This window comes from Vibrio sp. Of14-4 (assembly GCF_022347625.1).
Classification (GTDB): domain Bacteria; phylum Pseudomonadota; class Gammaproteobacteria; order Enterobacterales; family Vibrionaceae; genus Vibrio; species Vibrio pristinus.
In genome coordinates this window covers 70,059-90,924 of record NZ_JAKRGI010000001.1, presented here as the reverse complement: position 1 = coordinate 90,924, position 20,866 = coordinate 70,059, and the positions used below count along the sequence as shown (strand labels likewise).

At 42.5% G+C, this 20,866-nt stretch carries 20 protein-coding genes; 13 read left to right on the top strand and 7 right to left on the bottom strand.

Annotated features, from left to right (window positions below; translation table 11 throughout):
- The first annotated feature begins 32 nt into the window (after positions 1 to 32).
- The 7 genes from rlmA to MHN79_RS00360 all read left to right on the top strand — a co-directional run bounded on the left by rlmA (position 33) and on the right by MHN79_RS00360 (position 5,419).
- Positions 33 to 851, top strand: a complete 819-nt coding sequence (rlmA, locus tag MHN79_RS00390; protein ID WP_239171215.1) for a 23S rRNA (guanine(745)-N(1))-methyltransferase — start codon at positions 33 to 35, stop codon at positions 849 to 851.
- Between the two features lie 53 nt (positions 852 to 904).
- Positions 905 to 1,831: a ChaN family lipoprotein gene (locus tag MHN79_RS00385; protein WP_239171214.1), complete on the top strand. Its 927-nt coding sequence runs from the start codon at positions 905 to 907 to the stop codon at positions 1,829 to 1,831.
- Positions 1,832 to 2,043: 212 nt separating this feature from the next.
- Positions 2,044 to 2,400: a hypothetical protein gene (locus MHN79_RS00380; RefSeq protein ID WP_160926625.1), complete on the top strand. Its 357-nt coding sequence runs from the start codon at positions 2,044 to 2,046 to the stop codon at positions 2,398 to 2,400.
- A 256-nt stretch (positions 2,401 to 2,656) separates the two neighbouring features.
- Positions 2,657 to 4,234, top strand: coding sequence for an alkaline phosphatase (locus tag MHN79_RS00375; RefSeq protein ID WP_239171213.1), 1,578 nt, complete (start codon positions 2,657 to 2,659; stop codon positions 4,232 to 4,234).
- A gap of 105 nt (positions 4,235 to 4,339) precedes the next feature.
- Positions 4,340 to 4,642, top strand: coding sequence for a ribbon-helix-helix domain-containing protein (locus MHN79_RS00370; RefSeq protein WP_152430052.1), 303 nt, complete (start codon positions 4,340 to 4,342; stop codon positions 4,640 to 4,642).
- An 85-nt stretch (positions 4,643 to 4,727) separates the two neighbouring features.
- A complete protein-coding gene (locus MHN79_RS00365; protein ID WP_239171212.1) occupies positions 4,728 to 5,123 on the top strand; it encodes a VOC family protein in 396 nt (131 codons plus the stop codon).
- A gap of 11 nt (positions 5,124 to 5,134) precedes the next feature.
- Positions 5,135 to 5,419 (top strand): putative quinol monooxygenase, encoded by a 285-nt coding sequence (locus MHN79_RS00360; protein ID WP_239171211.1) that lies wholly within the window; start codon positions 5,135 to 5,137, stop codon positions 5,417 to 5,419.
- 75 nt (positions 5,420 to 5,494) lie between these two features.
- Here MHN79_RS00360 and MHN79_RS00355 read toward each other — a convergent pair whose 3' ends face one another.
- On the bottom strand, positions 5,495 to 6,421 hold the full coding sequence (locus MHN79_RS00355) for a putative adhesin (protein ID WP_239171210.1): 927 nt from the start codon (positions 6,419 to 6,421) through the stop codon (positions 5,495 to 5,497).
- A gap of 457 nt (positions 6,422 to 6,878) precedes the next feature.
- On the opposite strand from MHN79_RS00355, the gene MHN79_RS00350 reads away from it, so the two are divergent.
- The 4 genes from MHN79_RS00350 to MHN79_RS00335 all read left to right on the top strand — a co-directional run bounded on the left by MHN79_RS00350 (position 6,879) and on the right by MHN79_RS00335 (position 11,584).
- The gene (locus MHN79_RS00350) at positions 6,879 to 7,919 is read left to right on the top strand and encodes a zinc-dependent alcohol dehydrogenase family protein (RefSeq protein ID WP_239171209.1); all 1,041 of its coding nucleotides are present in this window, start codon (positions 6,879 to 6,881) and stop codon (positions 7,917 to 7,919) included.
- Between the two features lie 81 nt (positions 7,920 to 8,000).
- Positions 8,001 to 9,665, top strand: coding sequence for a sodium:solute symporter family protein (locus tag MHN79_RS00345; protein ID WP_239171208.1), 1,665 nt, complete (start codon positions 8,001 to 8,003; stop codon positions 9,663 to 9,665).
- A complete protein-coding gene (locus tag MHN79_RS00340; RefSeq protein WP_237475521.1) occupies positions 9,653 to 9,784 on the top strand; it encodes a putative transporter small subunit in 132 nt (43 codons plus the stop codon). The genes MHN79_RS00345 and MHN79_RS00340 overlap by 13 nt, the downstream gene beginning before the upstream one ends.
- A 390-nt stretch (positions 9,785 to 10,174) precedes the next feature.
- A complete protein-coding gene (locus MHN79_RS00335; RefSeq protein ID WP_239171207.1) occupies positions 10,175 to 11,584 on the top strand; it encodes a serine protease in 1,410 nt (469 codons plus the stop codon).
- A gap of 62 nt (positions 11,585 to 11,646) precedes the next feature.
- On the opposite strand, the gene MHN79_RS00330 is transcribed toward MHN79_RS00335, so the two are convergent.
- The gene (locus MHN79_RS00330; RefSeq protein ID WP_239171206.1) at positions 11,647 to 12,384 is read right to left on the bottom strand and encodes an endonuclease; all 738 of its coding nucleotides are present in this window, start codon (positions 12,382 to 12,384) and stop codon (positions 11,647 to 11,649) included.
- Positions 12,385 to 12,786: 402 nt separating this feature from the next.
- Between MHN79_RS00330 and MHN79_RS00325 the strand changes: the two genes are divergently transcribed.
- Both MHN79_RS00325 and MHN79_RS00320 read left to right on the top strand, forming a co-directional pair.
- Positions 12,787 to 15,654 (top strand): hypothetical protein, encoded by a 2,868-nt coding sequence (locus tag MHN79_RS00325; RefSeq protein WP_239171205.1) that lies wholly within the window; start codon positions 12,787 to 12,789, stop codon positions 15,652 to 15,654.
- Between the two features lie 184 nt (positions 15,655 to 15,838).
- Complete coding sequence (locus MHN79_RS00320) at positions 15,839 to 16,033, top strand: hypothetical protein (RefSeq protein ID WP_239171204.1); 195 nt, start codon at positions 15,839 to 15,841, stop codon at positions 16,031 to 16,033.
- Positions 16,034 to 16,155: 122 nt separating this feature from the next.
- On the opposite strand, the gene MHN79_RS00315 is transcribed toward MHN79_RS00320, so the two are convergent.
- The 5 genes from MHN79_RS00315 to MHN79_RS00295 form a co-directional block, all read right to left on the bottom strand.
- A complete protein-coding gene (locus tag MHN79_RS00315) occupies positions 16,156 to 16,929 on the bottom strand; it encodes a hypothetical protein (protein WP_239171203.1) in 774 nt (257 codons plus the stop codon).
- Between the two features lie 239 nt (positions 16,930 to 17,168).
- On the bottom strand, positions 17,169 to 17,933 hold the full coding sequence (fecE, locus tag MHN79_RS00310) for a Fe(3+) dicitrate ABC transporter ATP-binding protein FecE (RefSeq protein WP_239171202.1): 765 nt from the start codon (positions 17,931 to 17,933) through the stop codon (positions 17,169 to 17,171).
- A 2-nt stretch (positions 17,934 to 17,935) separates the two neighbouring features.
- A complete protein-coding gene (locus tag MHN79_RS00305; RefSeq protein WP_239171201.1) occupies positions 17,936 to 18,907 on the bottom strand; it encodes an iron chelate uptake ABC transporter family permease subunit in 972 nt (323 codons plus the stop codon).
- Complete coding sequence (locus MHN79_RS00300) at positions 18,907 to 19,827, bottom strand: iron chelate uptake ABC transporter family permease subunit (RefSeq protein ID WP_239171502.1); 921 nt, start codon at positions 19,825 to 19,827, stop codon at positions 18,907 to 18,909. The genes MHN79_RS00305 and MHN79_RS00300 overlap by 1 nt, the downstream gene beginning before the upstream one ends.
- 125 nt (positions 19,828 to 19,952) lie before the next feature.
- Entirely contained in the window at positions 19,953 to 20,858 is a 906-nt protein-coding gene (locus tag MHN79_RS00295) for a Fe(3+) dicitrate ABC transporter substrate-binding protein (RefSeq protein WP_239171501.1), read from the bottom strand.
- Positions 20,859 to 20,866 lie beyond the last annotated feature (8 nt).

Below are 20,866 nucleotides of genomic sequence, written 5' to 3'. Positions count from 1 at the left end.
ATCCACCACACTTACTCCAATGCGAAATTGTTATGTCTTATTCTTGCCCTCTTTGCGAACACAGTCTGACTCTTACCGAACGCTCTTATCGTTGTACCAATAATCACTCATTTGATATTGCCAAAGAAGGCTACGTCAACCTAATGCCGGTTCAACATAAACGCTCAAAAGATCCCGGCGACAACAAAGAGATGATACAGGCACGTCGTCATTTTTTAGAAAGAGGCTATTATCAGCCCATGCAGAGTAAGGTTGCGCAAATCTGCGCGCAGTATTTAAAAAACTCTCAGCACAAGCTACTCGATATAGGTTGTGGAGAGGGCTATTACACCAATGAAGTCTCATGCCAGCTACAGGAACAACACCCGAGCGCCATTACTTATGGCCTTGATATCTCGAAAATTGCTATTCGTTACGCTTCGAAACGTTATCCCAGTTGCCAATTCAGCGTGGCATCGAGTGCACGCCTACCTTTTGAAGACAAATGCCTTGATGCAGTTCTCAGAATCTATGCACCGTGTAGCCCCAGCGAACTCGAGCGTGTTATTCGCTCTGGCGGTATTGTAGTTACCGTAACTCCTGGTGCGCGACACTTATACCAACTGAGAGAAAAGCTGTATGAAACCGTTAATCTGCATGATGAGAGTCCCGAGGAGATCGATGGCTTTGAGCTAGAGCAGCAGGTGGCATTAAATTATGTTATGACGCTAGAAAATGGCGACGCAGATACTCTTTTGCAAATGACACCCTTCGCATGGAAAGCTGACTCAATACTCCGCCAGTCATTGGCGTCTGAGGAGTCATTTGAATGCGAGGCCGATTTTATTATCCGAATTTATCGTAAACACTAATAGCTATTGGTAGTATAGATAAACCGTAATTATCACCTTCTTTCGAAAAGCATATGTATAAATTCATTATCTTAGCTTTGGTCTCCTTGAGTCTAACGGCTTGCTCGACTTCATCGCCAAAGCAAACTGAGACTTTCTACGACTACCAACTTTTCTCCCCCAGTGCTAGCCCTATTTCTTTGCACAAGCTTCCTCAAGATATCCTTGAAGCCGATGTGATTCTGGTGGGAGAGCTACATTCGCATAGCGGTATTCATCATTTTCAAACCGATTTGCTCAACACTCTGTCTGCTAAGGGACGAACAATTGCCTTATCCATGGAGCAGTTCTCTCGTGATTCTCAGCCTGTCATTGAACAATACCTAAATGGCGAAATAGGCGAACAGACTCTAATTAAGGAAGCAAATGCTTGGCCCAACTATGAAAGTGATTACCGTCCGATAGTTGAACTCGCCAAAGCTCGGCAACTCGATATTATTGCTGCTAATGCCCCGAAAAATATTGTTCGTTGTATCGGCAAGCAAGGCATATCATACCTAGACAAGCTCAGCTCAGAGCAGCGCGCTACAGTCGCTACTAATGTCAATACACAGCCGAGTCTGTATAAAGATAAATTTATGGCTTCGATGCACCATGGTGTGAGTGAAAAAGCAGAGCGATACTACGCTGCGCAAATCACTTGGGATGAAACCATGGCAGAGAGCATTACAGACTATTTGCAATTAAACCCACAAGCACAAGTTCTTCATATTGCAGGAAAATTTCATATCGAGAAAGGGCTGGGAATAAAAGCTTCTATATTGGCACGTCAACCCAACTTAAAAGTAGTGGTTATCACGCCCAATGACGAGGTTATCTCAAACAGTCAGGATTATCAGCTTGAAGTACTCCCCTTTCCTTATCGATATATAAAAGAGGAAAATTGGTTAAAGGAGTCCAAGCAGTTAAGTAAGAGAAATGATGACTTAACCTGTTTGTAACCCCAAATGTTTCGAGTGTAGAACTGATTCATAAACATGGTAAACAGTCTACACTCCTCCTATCTTAACTTCTGTTGGCTATTATTTATCTCCTATCAATATTATCGGCACACTTTGTGCTTGGATAGATTTCAAGCAAATACGGTATTTTTTACACAAGTTTTCCTTTGAACGGCCGATACAAACCCTGAGGATGATGTAAGGAGATCGCTATGACACCAGTAGGAATGGAGCCAGCCAAGCTGACCCCAACCCAGCAGGTCAAGCCTCAAGCGAATCAAAGCGAGTTGAGCCAAAGCTCGGCACCGCTTAAGGTAGAGCAGAACAAAGTCACACTTTCAGAAGAAGGAAAAGCACTGCTGGCGGCTTTACAAGAGCTAGACAAAGAATCCAAAGCAGCTGAAAAAGAGAACAAAACTGTTGGAGATAAAGTCGAATCGTTTACACACGGCGCTCTAGGTATCGACAAACCTGATGAAATAGAAAAAGAAGAAGATGGTGCCTACTCAGCGGGGCAATATCTTTCCGCAGCGGCAACGGTTGGTGGAATACTTCTAGCGCTCGTATAATAAAACGAGTGCTGTAATAACAGGCAAGCTCTGATGAGATAATCATTAGGTCAGTGCCCTATGTGGTGCGTGTAGATCTTTGCACTCCAAAAATCGACCACCTACCACCAATACAAGATGCACCACACCGTAACTCTTAGTAAATCAAACGCTTCTCAAATCCAACACAATGAACAAACATAAAATTAAGCCTGTTGATTATAGGTTTAATCAATGTAAAGTGGGCCAATAAAATCACAAAATCAATAGGACCACCATGAAACATTTTACCAAACCTATTTTCACAGCAATGGTCACTTCTGCATTTTCTTGTAACCTAGTTTCTGCAGAAATTAAAAACGTCATCTTAATGATTGGCGACGGTATGGGCCCTCAACAAGTGGGTTTACTTGAAACCTACGCAAACAGAGCGCCAAATTCGATATACAAAGGACAACCAACAGCACTATTCCAACTTGCTCAAAAGGGCGTGATTGGCTCCTCATTAACTCACCCAGAAGATGCTATCGTGGTTGATTCTGCATGTTCTGCAACCATGCTCTCTACAGGCGTCCATACTGGCTCTGAAGTCATTGGCGTCGATGCACAGGGCAACCATGTCCAAACTGTATTAGAAAAGGCAAAAAGTTTAGGCAAAGCAACAGGCCTTGTCTCAGACACTCGCCTAACCCATGCAACACCCGCATCTTTCGCTGCTCATCGAGCTCATCGCTCTCTAGAGAATGAAATTGCCACAGATATGCTGAAGACAGGTGCCGATGTAATGCTATCAGGGGGACTTAGGCACTGGATTCCGCAATCAACGAATGACAAAGGCGAAGTGTACAATCAGCTGAAAGAGCTGACTCAAGGTGGCATCTACCTCAAGTCCAAACGCAAAGACGAACGTAACCTTCTAACTGAAGCTCAACAAAATGGCTACCAGTTAGTATTCAATCGAGAAGCGATGCAAACATCATCGAATGAAAAATTGCTCGGGCTATTTTCGTACTCAGGAATGAACGATGGCATTACATACAGCGCCAATAAAGATGATCCCAAACGTACTCAGCCTAGCTTGAAGGAAATGACTAGCAAAGCTTTAGAAGTACTGTCAAAAGATAAAGATGGTTTCTTTCTAATGGTTGAAGGCGGACAAATAGATTGGGCTGCACACAGCAATGATGCGGGCAATATGCTGCATGAAATGCTTAAATTTGATGAAGCTATTAACACGGTTTATCAATGGGCAAAAGGTCGTAACGACACGCTTGTTATCGTAACAGCCGATCATGAAACGGGCTCCTTTGGTTTCAGTTATTCTTCTAAAAACCTCCCTAAACCACAAAAACGCGAGGGCGAGGCATTCTCAAATAAAGATTATGCCCCAAACTTTAACTTCGGATCATTTGAGCTGCTTGATAAACTGTATCAACAAAAGAAGAGCTACTATGGCATGGTCAGTGAGTTTGAACAACTGGATAAAAGCCAGCAAACCGCCGCCAAGTTTGCCGAGATTGTGAATACCAACACAGAGTTTCCTATCTCTTCTGCTCAAGCAGAAAAGGTTTTAGCCAATAAACCTAACCCATATCGCCTAGCTGGCCACTCGTACCTATCTGCTGAAAACATACCAGCAATCAATGATTTTGATGCCTTTTTTCCGTACAACGACCGTGGAAATGTCTTAGCAAGAGAACAAGCCACCAGTCAAAACATTGTGTGGGGAACAGGAACCCATACTCATACACCAGTAAACGTATTTGCTTGGGGACCTGCTGAGGCGATTATACCTATATCAAAAATCATGCATCACTCTGAGCTTGGTGAATACATCAAGACCCAGGTAAAGTAGTTGAATATAATAAACGCCCAACTGGGCGTTTATTTTTCATGCTGTATTGACTGAAACGAAAAGCTAAGTTAGAAAGCTACCTCGTCCAATCTCAGTTAAAAATTTATGTGTGAACTTTTCTCTCACCAACCTCAAGAAAACTACCAAATTATCGCTAAGTCGATTCGTATCGATGGGCATGCAACAAGTATCAAGCTCGAAGCAAGTTTCTGGCACATTCTTGAAGAAATTGCTCAGCTCCAAGGTATGACATTGCCAAAATTCATCAGTACAATTTATTTAGAGGCACTGGTGTATAACGATCAAGTCAAAAACTTTACTTCCTTACTTAGATGCGCCTGCCTCATTTACCTACGCCAACCAGAAAACGTGATGAGCAACATATATCAGCAGCTCCAAATACCCTAACAAAATAGTTAATGTCGTACTGGAGTACTACCAACACTCACGTAAGCCTGTTTATTCTATTACCTCACGTGAAGAGGAGGAAAAAATGGCTAAGCTTATCCACACCATGATAAGAGTAAGTGACCTAAGTACTTCGGTTGATTTTTACCACAAAGCACTTGCTTTACACATCAAAGAACAATTTGTTTTTGACGACTACACACTAACCTATTTGGCAAACCCTGAAACAGGGTTCGAGCTTGAGCTAACACACAATCATGATGTCCAACTCGCCTATACACATGGCTCTGGTTACGGTCATATAGCCGTGTCGGTCGACAATATCCAACAAGCTCATAGTGAGCTAAAACAATTAGATATCCTGCCGTCTGATATTAAAACGATTCATCACCAAGATAGAGTTTTAGCGACACTATTTTTCATTACCGATCCTGATGGATACAAGATCGAGTTTCTGCAACGTAACGGAAGATACCAATAATAGGTGCCAAAATGATCCACTTAACCGCCACTTTTGAAGCAAAACCAGGCCAAGAAGACACTCTGAAGCAACTGTTGCTTGATATGGTTCAGCCCACACAAAATGAAGTGGGCTGTATTCGCTATACTTTGCTACGCGATAAAGGAAACTCATCAATATTTATGTTTCAAGAGCAATTTATCGATCAAGCCGCATTTGATACTCACTGCAGAGAACCACATTTCTTAAACTTGCTAGACAATTTAGATGGCCTGCTAACAAAAGAACCAAGTATTACTTTCTTTGAGCAGCTATGAATGATAACTCTCTACTCAAGTAGTTCGTTCAAAGTCAAAAACTCAAAAAGAGCGCTTTCAGCGCTCTTTCTACGATTAGTGGTCCGGCAAACCACCCACTTTCATTAGATTCTCGATGACTGAATCACGCCTTTGTTGGAGCTCAATACTGTCCACATTGACACCTCCTCCTTTATTAAAGGCAATCATGTCATCCGTCGGGTGCGCGCGACACGCTGCAAAATGCACAACACCCATATTCGGAACAAGAAGCGATGAAAGTGAACGAATACCGGTGAACATAACACCGCCCAAGAAAGCGGGATTATCAATATGTCCTCCAAGACCCTGATGATCAAGCTCTCCAATATAGTGCTCTTTAATAGTCATCCCAGGGCCTGCAACTTCACGTACAGTGGGCACCTTATGCCTCCCCCAAACTTCTGGACATGCAATCGCTCTAACATCTACATCTCGTAGAAACGCCTGATCATAAGTATAAAAATGGACACTCGTACCTTTGGGAATTTGGATATGCGTATTAAGAGTCGTTTCACCATGGCCTAAAAAGACGATTTGTTTATCTCCGCGCCTTGAGGCTTGTTTCATATTAGTCACTGTCATTTTACTAATAGACGTTGTTTTACCTAACAGCAGTGGTTTGGTCGGCGGTAGAGCTTTCTCATAAACTTTAGAGTTACCAAGGTCGCTATTAAAATATACCCCGTATTCATCGACGAGAGATTTAAGCGCTTTTTTAGTATTCGTATCCTTATCGAATAGTCTAAATGTGTATGAAGAATGGCGATTTACCCAATACTTACAGGCAGTGTCGGCTGGTTTAAGATCTGTCGGAGCTTCTTCATTGATCGCTTCGACCAAAACATCTTTAATTTTCTTCAAATCGGTGAGCTTGACAATATCACTTCGAAGTTTGGGTAAACCAAGGGTTTTCTTTCTGGTGCTTTTAGTACTAAGAATACAACTATCAATCGTCCGTAACACCAGTTGCTTAGTAAACATACTCTACCCCTTATCTAATTTTCGTTGACGCGATAAAGTATAGAGTCAATATTTACAGAATGGGAACTGATATATTATTCTAGTTAACATTATTAAACTGCAACATAATATTTGTTACCAAAAAAAGCATGTAAGAAAGTCAATAAAAAAACATATGATTAAAATTGACCAGCTTCAAGACAAAAACATGAATAGCTAATCCAAATAACACTAAGAAAAACATAAAAAACCATTAAATATAATAATAAAAATAACTGGTATGACCAGTTATTTTTATTATGTGGCAAACGTTTACTTTTATTTTTCCTATGCAATAATCCGAAAAAATACAGCTATATTAAGATATTTTACTAACAAGGGAATTTATAGTTATAAATAACTTTATTGCAGATTTAAATATAATTTAAAAGCAATACTAATAGTTTGGCTAGTTTCATTATCGAAAAGGTGAAGTAAAATGAAAGCTTATGTTATGGACGCTCAAGGCAATCACTCTCTTCAAGAAAGACCTAAACCGACTTTAATTGATGATAGTGACGTTATTGTTAAAATTGAAAAGACGACGATTTGCGGTACTGATCTACATATATTAAGAGGTAATGTTTCAACATTTAAAAGTGACACGATTCTTGGTCACGAAGGAGTAGGGGTCGTACAAGAATGTGGTAGTCGAGTCAGTAAATACAAACCTGGAGACCGGGTGATTATATCTTGTATTACCTCCTGTGGTAGTTGCTCAATGTGCCAGAAATCTCAGTTTGGTCAGTGTATAAATGGCGGCTGGATATTAGGAAATGAAATCGATGGGTGCCAAGCTGAATATGTCAGAATACCCTATGGCGATAACAGTTTGTTTCATGCTCCAGAGGATATAGATTCCGAATCTTTAGTCTTTCTCAGCGATATTTTCCCAACTGGATATGAAGTTGGGGTCTTAGATGGAAAGCTCAAACCTGCAGACTCAGTGGCTATCATAGGCTGCGGTCCTGTCGGTTTAGCCGCTTTAATGACTGCCAAATTTTTCTCGCCTAGTCAGATATATGCTATCGATAATAACCCCCATCGATTAGACGCTGCCAAAGAGCTTGGGGCAACCCATACAATCAATAACTCTGAAAATACCGCCGTTGATCAAGTACTAGATATTACCGACAATGTCGGCGTAGATGTTGTGATTGAAGCGATAGGAATTCCTGCTGGTTGGGATATGTCCCAAAAGCTAGTACGCCCTGGTGGGAATATCGCTGTATTAGGTGTTCATGGAAAATCTGCGACTATCAACCTAGAAGACATGTGGAAACGCAATTTCACAATGACAGCTGGCCTTGTACACACCTACACCACGCCTGCTCTTATTAAGCAAATTCGTGCTGGTCACCTGCATCCAGAAAAACTTTGTACTCATCATTTCCCACTGAGTGAAACAGATAAAGCCTACGATACCTTTATTAATGCAGAAAAACATAATGCATTAAAAGTAATGATTACAAACAGCTAGAAGCATGGTGAGTTCTAGACTTCGCTCTAGAACTCACTTTTCTAACCTGACATTTCTCTTTGAGAGAAGTAAGGAGAATAAATGTATCAAATGTCGACCCAGACAGCGTTGCTGCTATTGCTATGCTTCTACGGCCTAACGTTTTTAATATCACTCACCTTAGCCAGAAAAGAAGAAAACGTTGATGGCTATATGGTATCGAATAATTCAATAGGATTCGGTATGGCGGCAGCGAGTATGACTGCCACTTGGATATGGGCCGCTTCCTTTTACGCCGCAGCCACTTCTGGCTATAAATATGGCTTATCGGGTGCTCTTCATTATGGTTTTTGGGGAGCATTGATGATTTTCTTTATTTACCCATTTGGTAAAAGGTTCAGACAGATTGCGCCTAAAGCTCACACTCTTGCCGAAATCATGCATGCTCGACATGGAAGTTCGAGCCAAATGATCATGGCAGGTTCAAATATCGTAGGAAGCCTTATCAGCCTGACGGTCAATTTCACTGCAGCAGGCGCGCTGTTGGAGATATTATCCCCGCTGAGCTTTGTTCATGGCGTTATCATTGCTGGCCTTGGAGTGCTTAGCTATACCATTTGGTCTGGCTTTAGATCGTCAGTGACAACAGATTTTGGTCAAGTTATCGCTATGATTTTTGCCGCTGTGATCATCATACCTATTATCTTTTTCAAACTTGGTGGTAGCACTTTGTTTGAATCAGGCATGTCATTACTCACTGCTGAGCAATCTAGCTTCTATTCGCAAACTGCCATACTAGAACAAGGGGCACCATATTTTGTTGCTGTATTAGCCTATGCTATCGGTAATCAAACCATAGCCCAGCGGCTGTTTGCAGTGAGAGAGGACTTACTTAAACCGACATTTGTTACCGCAACTCTAGGCTACGGTTCAATTGTGATTGGTTTGGGTATGCTGGGATTTCTTGCTCTACTTGCCGGCATTACTCCTCAAGACGGCAATTATAACAACCTGATCCCACAAATGGCAGCAACTTACCTAACTCCTTTTTTGGTTGGCTTATTTTTCATTATGGTGATTGGATCTCTATCCTCAACAGCGGATTCGGATCTTTCCGCTCTCTCGGCACTTGTGATGACAGATATCTATGGAAAGCACCTTTCTCGGGGGAAAGTCAAACCCAAAACCATGCTATTTATCGGCCGTTTAACTATGGTCAGCGCTACCTTTTTGGCCATGTTATTAGCCTGCTTAAAGTTCGACATACTTACCATGCTTGTCTTTGTTGGCGCGCTATGGGGAGCCATCGTTTTCCCCGTCATCGCCAGCCTGTACTGGGATAGAGTAAATAACTTAGCCTTTACCAGCGCAGCCATCGCCGGCTTTGGAATGTTCGTCATCACTCGTTTTGAAATTGTTGGGCTACAAGGTCTAGCAGCATTGTTTTTCGAATGGGTCGCATCGGCAGGAGGAGGCGTCGTCATTGGTTTGATGGTTTTTGGCTTCTTTGGTTTTAAAGCCGCTTGCATACTTGGTGGCATAGCCTTTATTAGCATCACGCCTTTTGCATTGGACGCACTACGCCACTACCCGGTGTTGTTAAGCTCGATGACCGCTTACGGAGCCAGTACGCTAACCTGCGTGATTTTAAGTTTAAGATCAAAAGAGCACTTTGATTTTACGAGTATAGGTAAGGATGTTGTTTCCTTTAACGACTCTAAAAATCAAACCCAAGAAAACGAAGGAGTCCCCCAATGTCAAGCCTAGCATTAACTCTGTATGTTCTAATCTGGCCTCTCATGGCACTGGGCATCATGGTGCTTTTGTGTGTTAGCCTCTACAAAGACATGTGCAAAGCTAAAAAAGAAGGTAAAGAGATGGTCTAGTTTGAGTCGTCGAGGCTCAGTCTAAGGTGAGCCTCGACACATAACTCGACATATCTCTTTTGACCAAAACTGTCCCTAAGTTATCTAGACCGGTATCACCTCGCACCTTCAACTTAACCTGAGAAAGACTGGATCTGTTCCAATACTCAACAGCAAACCTGTTGAATGGATGCGTGAAAAGATCAAAGGTAAATACAATCTAGTTTCTTATTTGAAGTTATTAAAAATCAGGAGGAAATCAGCACTTATATGCACTTTATATAAATTCACGCACTAGCGTTCAGCAAACCTATTACACAAAAAATAACAAGGGTTCAGCAATGAAAATGCGTCCATCGCATATTCATGGATTTGTGCACCCATAACAACGTCAATAATTTAGGCTTATAAATGAAAAAAACTATACCTGTATTTTATATCGCCACGCTCTGTCTTACTTCCCCCTTTGCTTCGGCGGCCCAAAATACTGAACTACCGGAAAGTGGCGAAAATGCTTTCTATCGCTCTGTTGGTAAACTCAGCGGCAATATGACTTGCACCGTTTCTTTTGTTCAATTTGGAGATAATCTAAACGCTCCAGCAACCTTTCTTTCAAATGGACACTGTAGCCAAAATGCATTTAGTTCATCATCAGGTAATGATATAACGGTTGAAAAATCGGTAAATTACACTGCCAAGTTTAATTACTTTCAAGATTCGATTGATGCTGGAGAAACCATTTCTGTGGGTATTAACAAAGTCTTATACTCAACGATGAAAGGCTTAGATATCTCGGTATTATCATCCGACCAAACCGTCGCTCAGCTCATTGCTCAAGGCTTAACTCCCTATCGTATTTCTCAAGAGTCACTGCCTACAGAGGCTGAGATCACCATTGCGGGTGTGCCTATGGATGTCAACGCATTGCAACTGTCATATTGTGAATCTGGGAATACATTTGATGTGGTTGAAGGCTACTGGCATTGGTATGACTTTAACGAAAATAACTGCCAAGGTATCTCTCCAGGAAGCTCAGGTTCGCCAGTGTTCGATAACAATCAAACCATAGTCGGACTGATTAACACCACCACAAATACTGCCGTAGGAAAAACCTGCTATAACGGCAACCCTTGCGCGGTTGATGATGAAGGTGCACACGTTAAAAAGAACAAAAATTACGTCGTTCCTATTAAAGATCTAAACCAGTGCTTCAATTCAAACGGAACCTTCTCATTAGACAGTTCCGCTTGTCCATTGCCCAAGCCCAGCGACATTAGTATCACCAACTACCCTTATATCTTCAGCGGGGAAAACTCTAGATACCAAGATTGGAAGTTCACCGTTAACAGTGACAGTAAGATTCGCTATAAGAACATCTTATTATCTGATAATAATCAAACTTGCCAAGATCTCTCAGGCTACAGCGCTCCAATAGAAGTGAGTCAAGTCAACTTCAGCGAAACCAAAATTGACATCAGTAAAGAAGGTGTTCATCAATACTGCATCATCGGGGAAAATGATGACGCCAGTGCACCAAGCGTAGTTCAAGTTCAGGTTGATAATACTCCTCCAACAACCAAGCCAGTACTGAACGTGACACCGATTGGTTTTGAGCCTATTTTTATGGTCCCCGAATATTCTGACTACTGGTTAGCCTGGGGCAAACCTGACGAGATTAACTGTGATGATGCTCGTTATATTCAATACAGAAGAAACCCTATCCGTATCCAATCTGTACCACTTAAAGTGTGTGTCTACGGGTTTGATGCAGCGGGTAACCAAAGTCCTAACTTTGACTACCTGATTGAAAGTCCTTTCTAACTATCTTGGTAAGAAATTTAATCACCTAAAAACCACCTCTCTATCAGAGGTGGTTATTCCATTTATACTGGGCATCTCTGCTCAAGTATCGGGTTAGATGAGTGCTGAACAGCACTTATTCGTTTGCCTATTTCACATTCGACTTGAGTCACTGGGTATTGCTTATCCCAAGCCTTCATTAAGCTGCGTTGAGAACGGCTCATTTGGTAAATAGGATAAACCGCTTCCATATAAAGATAAGCTCTCGCTATTCTTCCCCTCGCCTTTTCGGGAGGTTGTACTTTTCGGGTTGTGATTCTCATATCACAACTGCCAAAACTTGATGCATCTTCAGGCAGCATTACAAAGTTATAATTTTGTCTTTGCGCATTAACGCTACCAATTGCAGGATATAAGTTGAACAGGTCAGCCTGCATTAAACGATAATCTTTGCTTACCTTCGATGCACAGCTACGACCTTTAAAAGCTTTACCCTTGCTGTTTATGCAATCAGGATGACCATCTCGCCATGCAGAGAAAGCTCGCCCAAAGTTTTCTGCGGGCACAATATGCTCTGCTTCCCATTTGTTTAATCGCCCACGGTATTTATCTGTCTTAAACCCCTCTGGAAGCGATACATATTTGTTCAAATTAAACGGTGCATCACAGTACAGAGTGCGCTGATATGAATCTCCAACAAAAACTTCCTGCTGCATTAAACGTTTGGCCTTGCTAAAAGACTCATTATTGGTATTACCTAAAGCAAAAACCACATGGGGAAGTAGCGCGAACCACAACAAAAAACATCTCGCGTAAAACATCGGCTTGATAGCTCCAACTAATAAAAATCAAACATATCAATTACAAATTTACCATATGGAAGAGTGAAGAGATATGGTGAGTAAATCTGATTCTAACTAATGCATTCCAACACTAATGTATTGATACGGCTCAAAAATATACAAAAGGCTTTACCTCAGAAAGATCATATTCTTGCTTGAAGAATAACGCCTCACTGTACGTATTTTTATAACAATATAATCGACCCTTATACGGAAATAGTTAAAAGCAAAACATAAGTGATACAAATATCAAAATAACAACGTAATCACTCTAAAAATAATGAAAAAACTAGTGATAGTTTTCATAAAAACTCACTATCGCAACCTATAACCACGGCCGCATATTTACCTAATTATCAATAGATAAGAAAAAGGTTAACTATGCCATTAACAAACAATATATCTGCGATTCCCGACGCAATCTCTCATAGAGAAACGGATGGAGCCTGCTCTTTACCTACTCTACCTCAGTCAATTGCAAAAGTAGAACATACTAACTTGGAGGATAAACCTCATCCAGCTAGGCTTCGTCGCTCATCTTACATGGAAGCACTAAACAGTGACCTTATCTCTATCAAACCAGCGACTACTGAGACTAAACCCGTCACGTTTAGCGAATTGTCTGATGACAAGAAAGCGAGCAAATTTAGCTCACTCATGAGTTTTAAAACCAAGAGCACCAAACTGCCAACAAAAACCGTCGCTTATTGTTGGGTAAATACCAAAGCAGAGAAAGGCAGTGACAACCTTATACCGTGCACAGAGCAAGAGCATGGCCTGCTAAACGTGATAAACAACGCCAAAGCAGTTCCTGAGGTTAATCATGTTATTTATCTTGATCGACGCACAGAGGGGAAAACAACACACAACGCAAACATAGATATCCCTAGTAATGTGAAATTTGTTCGCGTTGATGAATTACTGGCCAAGCGAAACATGTCGAATCCAGAAATGGCGAATAAATTAAAAGCTTTATATGATGCCAGTATAAAGCATGGAAGCCCTGCTTTTGCTAAGAATATGGTCTCTTTACTTTCCTTGAATGCGGGTGATTATTTTCTTGATATTGGTGTAAGCATTAAACCAGAAGGAGAGCTCGCAAAACACCTCAAAGGTAACAGCGATTATAAAAGCGGTATTGTGGGTAATGGAAGTTACCTGATGGGTGGGTATGAGAAAAAAGACCTCGAGTTCATAATAGATTTTATCTACGACACATATACGTGCAAGGGAACAGCTCCATTTCATCCCAAAAAAGCGGTCGAAATATTGGAAAAACTCGACAATTCATTAACGCCAAGTGAAGTAATTAAAGCTGTAACACAGGGAGCTAGACACACCGAACCTCTTACACCAGAAGAATTTGTACAAATAACCCACAAGATGGAAAAGCTATTTGCAAGCAAAGGGGTGACGACCTGTATGTCAGAATACGCTCGTCATACTGATTCTGTATTTGGTCATGTTTTAAATCCTGTGGCGGGACGTAGAACCAAATTCTTCGAAAGTGATAAAGATTTTGTCAATACGCACAAAATGAGTCATGTAAACAAAGTGAGCTCTGAGGACTCAATCTCTGAGAGAGAAACCATCGAACCACAGGTAAAAACCGAAACAGCGAGCGTACAAAAATCTATTCAAACATCTGTATCCGAAATACAGCAAGTGAACGACACCGAAGAAGTCGTATCTCAGCCAGAAGCTGAACCACTACAAGAACCGAAACTTGTTGATGAAACCGCACCCATTGACCTATCAGCTTTACACGAAATTGATGCAAGCCAGCATTTAAAGAGTTTTCAAGATAAACTCAGCACCCTAAAAGATAAATATTCTGATTTAAATGACTTAATTGAAATTGGTTGTAAAATCAATAACGCTCAAGATCCTTCACAAACTAAAGCGCTTACAGATAAGCTTATTTCCCCAAGCTTTATTGATAAGATGACTAAGTTAACTTCAACTCAAACCATGATAAGTCAAGACTATCGGGCAGGAAGTATTGCCAAAGGCATTGGTGCAAAAAACTTCTCTGAGACAGAGAAAATCGGCTTAAAAGGTAATGTTGCGTATATCAAAATACTCAAATCTCTTATCGAAGAAAATAAGCTCGATGGCATGAAGGTCTTTGAGGCATTAACCAAAGAAAGGCCTTATTCGAGCAAGCCACACAAGGAAGATAAGGTGACTGGTTATCTGTTTACCTTGGCAGATAGGATGAAAAATAATAGTGAGCTCGCCTATTCAGTTTCAGAACTATTAAACAGCATTGCTCATAATGATCCTGAAAAGCAAACCGCTATTCGTACTAAACTTCTAGCCTCTGATTCTTATTCCTCGAACAAGATATCGGGAATGTTTGGTCATCCATATCATGACTTCTATGGCCGAATTTTAGAAAAAGGCAAAGAGAAAAACTTATCGACTGCAGCAAAAGTAGCAGGGGCAGTCTTAAAGGACAAAAACCTTGCTCCGAACAAAGAAGAGATATCAAAAATATCCAAAAAGAGAGCAGAGAAATACAATACGGGTTTTGAAAATTCCACAAAGTTTATCAACAGCAGCCAAGGAAAAGATATTCTAGCCTCTCTGTCTAACGGCAACAGAATAGGAGCGGAATTACTCAATCAAATCAGAGAATCATTTACTTCACCGAATATCCAAGCAGGAATATTGGAATCGGTCACTGTACTGGACGAAATTGAAAAGTTAGATCGTATCGCTAGTGAGTGGCGTAGTTTAGAATCTGAAGTAAAAGTCATCGTTGACGATAAATGGCATGAAGAAATGACAAAGGTGCGTAAAAAACTACAACCTGGCATACTTGGTCATATACTAGCGCCTGATCAAGCGAGTGCTTATCAGGAAGCTGCAGACAAACTACCAATGACCCCTCCTACTAGCGTTTTAGACAGTGTAATGAGCGAGCTAAAGTCGAAAACGCCAATAAAAGACTATATCAAGGCTAAGGCATTGGCTAACCATCCATCGTATGATGCGGGTTCAGCTAACATAGCAATGGCTGTTAGTCAGCTTAACAGCCGTCTGTCAAATACGGTAGAAACTAAAGTACACAACAAAGTTGAAGTAGTAGCAGAAAAGGCAGCAAAAGAGGCTGCAAGCAAAGCAGCCGATAAAGCTGCAGAGAAAGCCGCTAAAGAAGCTGCTGAAAAAGCGGCCAGAGATACCGCTGATAAAGCAGCGCAAGAGGCTGCGGACAGAGCTGCTGAAAGGGCTGCTGTAAGCTAAAGAGGCCGCCGAAAAAGCAGCTAAAGAGGCCGCCGAAAAAGCAGCTAAAGAGGCCGCCGAAAAAGCAGCTAAAGAGGCCGCCGAAAAAGCAGCCAAAGAGGCCGCCGAAAAAGCAGCTAAAGATGCCGCGGTAAGAGCAACAAGAGACGCAGCCGAAAAAGCCGCTAGAGAGCTTGCACGTAAGTTGGCAAAAGAGGCTGCAGACAGAGCTGTGGATAGAGAAATCGAGACCCGTCTTGCTATGCTAAGAGCCCCAACACCACCGTCAACTGAGCCAGGCCATAGTGAACGTCAAAGCACTCGACAAGGAACTCGCTTAAGGCAGGCAGAATATTTAGATAACAACGGGAAAGCTCGAACTGCTACCCTTGAAGGCTAAGTGATATTAAGCCTTTGATGTAATCTACACATAAATTGGGATGGCCTTTACATGGAAAGATTCTGAGTTAACCATCCCAAGTTTTTGTCGCTATCTATATAGTTGAATATTATCCAAATCGACTAGGGCGCTTCATTAGCCTCCCAGTGAGTGGGTTGCTCTGCTTTTCCGTCATCACGAAAAGCCACTAGGAAGGGTAACTCGTCAGGTGCAACAACCATTTGTAGCCACACTGAACGCTCTTTTATTAAGTCATCAAGCGCTTCACTTCTTGAAGATGGTGCATCATCGAGTATTGCTTGCCAAACACTTAAGTCTGGCGGGTTCATGATGCTCCACTTACACTGCTTGAGTGGCTGTGTAGAATAGATTTTTAAAATCGTTTTTTTTGCTTTATCGCTAAAATCTGGCTCTTGATAATTCCCCGAGACGTAACTCAACATTCTTTGCCAAGTCGTCATCTCTTGCTTTGCTTTCTCTATCTCTTGAGACCGCTCAGGCTCGGTTGCAAGCGAAGCTCCCCAGTCGGGTAACTTCCCTTTCACCTTAGCCACATAAAAACCAGGACCAATTTGTCCAGTTGGTGGTAAACATTCCCTGCGCACTCCAGTGTTGATGATATTCACTGCTGACTTTTCACTGGTACCATGATAACCAATAAAATACAGATCTTTTTTTGCATCATCTTCAGGTCGTGATTGCCTCTCCGGTGGCTTTTGAGGTTCAGATGCTCTCCTTTCACGGAGCACTCTTTCTCGATTTTCCGCCCAACGCTTTTCATCACTTGCGGTATAGGTCAGTTCTGCTCTTCGTTCTAAACGTTGACGCTCTGCACGTTCTCTCGTGGTTTCTTGTCTCTGTTCGCTGGAATCGCCAGGTGAGGATTGATAACGCATATAAGTATACTGCCACTGCAAATAAAAAACACAGTAACAGTGTTTTTGCCCGCTTAATGCTTTCGCCATCACTAAATGACAGATCACCCAATTAAAAGCACACTATCAATAGTAAAAAGCTCACAACGCTTAAGATCTGAACAGAAACTTAGGATTTATGACAAAAAACATAGTAAAAACAAATATTCATTTGATAGATGAATAGAGAAAAACTATAAAAATTTCAATATACAAGCTTGCTAAATCGCTACACACATAGGCGTATTAGACACAGGATCTCGAAACACATTAGCTTTTAAGTCAAAAACATCATTAAGTAATGTCTGCGTCATCACCTCATCAGGCGAGCCTTCCTCTACAATTTCCCCTTGCTTCAACACCACTAGGTGATCGCAATAGCGGCATGCTTGATTGAGATCGTGCAACACCACAACCACAGTTTTCCCCTTAGCATTCATCTGTTGGATCAACTTCATTAACTCAACCTGATGCGACATATCCAAATAGGTCGTGGGCTCATCAAACATCACAACCTCCGTATCTTGCGCTACCACCATGGCAATCCATGCCCTTTGCCTTTGCCCTCCTGACAAAGAGTCTACTGGTTTATCGGCAAACTCCAGCACGCCAGTATCACACATGGCTTGTTCAACAATATCTTTATCGTCTTGTGCCAGTCTTCCCCAGTGAGAAACATAGGGTGAACGCCCATACTCAACCAGTTTTCTAACCGTAATACCTTCAGGGCTCACCAGAATTTGTGGTAACAGGGACAAGGAGCGAGCGAGAGCCTTATCGCCATAACTAGACAATGTTTTTCCTTCCAGAAGCACTTCACCTGACTTGGCTTTATTAATCCTGACAAGGGTTTTCAACAAGGTCGATTTACCGCACCCATTTGGCCCAACTAAAGCGGTGATCTTCCCCTTGGGGATAGACACAGAAAGATTGGCAATAATGGTTTGTTTTCCATACGCGACAGAAAGGTTCTTGGTTTCAAGCATGGTTACCAACCTCGATAACGATAAAGAAGAAAAATAAAATAAGGGGCGCCAATCACAGAGGTAAGAACCCCTGCAGGTAGTTCAATCGGCGGTTGTAAACCTCTAGCGAGACCATCGGCAAATGTGACTAAAATAGCGCCGAGCAGCGCGGAAGCTGGGATCAACATTTTATGATTATGCCCAAACAACAAGCGAGCCAAATGCGGCGCAAGTAACCCGACAAAGCTGATGGTTCCAGCCACAGAAACACTAATGCTAGCAAGTAAAACCGCAGCCAAAAGCGCAAAAGCCTGAACGCTCTTTGGGTTTGTTCCAAGCGTGGTTGCACTTTCTTCGCCAAGGCCCATGACATCTAAACGCCACGCTAACCAAAAAGCAAACGGTAGCAAGATGGCTAAAGCACCCCAAATAAAAGGCACTTGCTGCCAATTTCTGCCCCAAAGACTGCCGGTAAGCCAAACCATCGCTGTATTAATTTCTAGAGGATTGGTGATAAGTAAAAAGTCGATTCCGCTTGCCAGAAACGCACTGACAGCAATACCAATTAGGGCAAGTTTTGCCGGCGTTGGTTGCGACCGCCAAGCCAATAATGCAATCAGCCCCGCAGCCAAAATGCCACCCAGCATGGCAACCAAAGGTAAGATATTCACCGGCGCATTTGGAAAGAGAACTAAGCAAGTGGTGGCGGCAAGACCTGCTCCAGCACTAATACCCATCAGATCAGGAGAAGCCAAGGGATTGCGTATCACTCCTTGCACTAACACGCCTGAAAGCCCAAGACCAGCGCCAACACTAATTGCAAGAAGAGCCCGCGGCAATCGATACTGGTGAATCACAAAGTCATCCCTCGATAATGCAAACAAGTGTTCAATGACTTGTGACACGCTCAGCGAAGCAGCGCCCACAAACAGACCTGTAGCTGCCACTAACATAAGTAAGCCAAATAAGAAAAATAGCTTTGTCCTATGATGCATCAGGCTCTCCTCATCGCAAGCAAAATGAAACATGGCGTGCCAAGTAAAGCAGTGATCACCCCAACAGGCGTTTCGGTCGGAAAAGCAATGGCTCGTGATATCGCATCTGACCATGTTACAAGAGCGGCGCCAGCAAGTGCTGAAATAGGAATCAATAAATGATAGTTGTGACCAACAATCGGCCTGACCAAATGAGGAACTAACAAGCCAACAAAACCAATCGGGCCAGCAATGGCGACGCTTGAACCAGCCAACAATACAATTGCTGCCCCACTTAACACGCGAGTGAACCAGATATTACTGCCTAAGCCAATCGCAACCTCATCCCCCAACGCCAATAGGTTGAGATTACGAGCAAGACCTAACGCTAATATCAATCCAGCTAATGCTGGCGGCCAAAGCTGCTGCCATTGATTATTGTCTACGGTCGATAAAGATCCGGTCAGCCAATGCAATACGCTATAAGCCATATCATCGCCAAGTATCAATGCAGCTCGTGTAATGCCAACAAGAAGCGCGCTAATTGCAATGCCAGCTAACACCAGGCGCAAAGGGTGAGAGCGAGCAGAGAAAAAACCGCCAAGCAGCATCACAGTCATGCCGCTTAGTAAAGCGCCACAAACGGCATTAATAATAGGGTTTAACCCAGAGATAATGGGCAGACCAATAGACGCAAGCGCCATAAAACACGCGGCGCCTGCGTTTATACCAAGAATTGACGGAGACGCTAAAGGGTTTCGAGTTAAACCTTGCATAAGAAGGCCTGACACAGCGAGGCCAGCACCAATTAATAGCCCAGCATAAGCTCGTGGCGCTCTGAGCGTGGCTAATATCTGGTGCGTCATATTAGCTTTATCATACGCAAACCAATAATCAATCAAATCAGAGGCCGTTAGTGTAAAACTCGACCAGCCCAGCATCGAAGCAAGGTAGCCACAAAAAGCCAAACTCGATACCAAGCCAACCAACAAAATAACTCGCCAAGTAAAACTCAGCCAGTGTTTATGCGTTACTTCAGGCTCGCGGTTTAGCAGCACCCCATTACTCATGAGGGGTCCAAAATCTGCTCAAGGTTTGTTGCCATTTGCTCAGCGGCCAACATGCCTCTATTTAGTGACCAAAGCTCAGGTGAAACTTCAACAACGCGTTTATTTTTTGCCGATGACAGTAGATTAAACAGTGGATTTTTCTGCCAATCATTAATCACATTAGGATGGGAATAAGCCCCCAAAAGTAGCCAATCTGGATTGGTTTTTAGCAAAAGTTCAAAACTGGTTGGCAGGTACGCCTTATTAGTTTGCTCTTTGATAGGACTAGAAATCCCTAATGTTGTCAGCACGCCACCGGCATAAGAGGCTGGGCTATGTAGCCACATACCTTTGTCTGACACCACGGCAAATTGAATAGTTTGCTTGAGAGAAAAATGCCCTTTAAATTCCACCATAGTTTGCTGGTGGCGCTCAATTCTTTGCTCCATGGCAGACAGCTGATTCAGCGCTACGCCAATTTTGCGTGCCGACTCCAAATTCTCTTGATAGGTTTCCCCTCGGCTTTTAAGCAGTAACGTAGGCGCGATTCGCTGCAAATCTTTTAAAACCGTGCGGTGGCGCTCAGCATCGGCAATGATCAAATCCGGCTTTAAAACCGCAATCGCTTCTAAACTTGGTTGAGCTCGCATACCCACGGATTTCCATGGATTGATGAGTTTGCGCACCGCAGGAATCACCCGAGAAGCATCGTTATCATCGGCAACACCGACAGGTGACACGCCCACTGCAGCCAATGCATCGACAAAAGAGAACTCCAACACCACAACACGTTGCGGCGTGATATCAATTTCAAACACGCCTTGCTCATCTTGTATCGTTCTGGGGCTAGCTGAAGTTGTAAAAGAAGATAAAGTAACCAGCAACAAAGCCAAAACAGATCCTAATGGCTTATGTGGCAGCATCCCAGCCA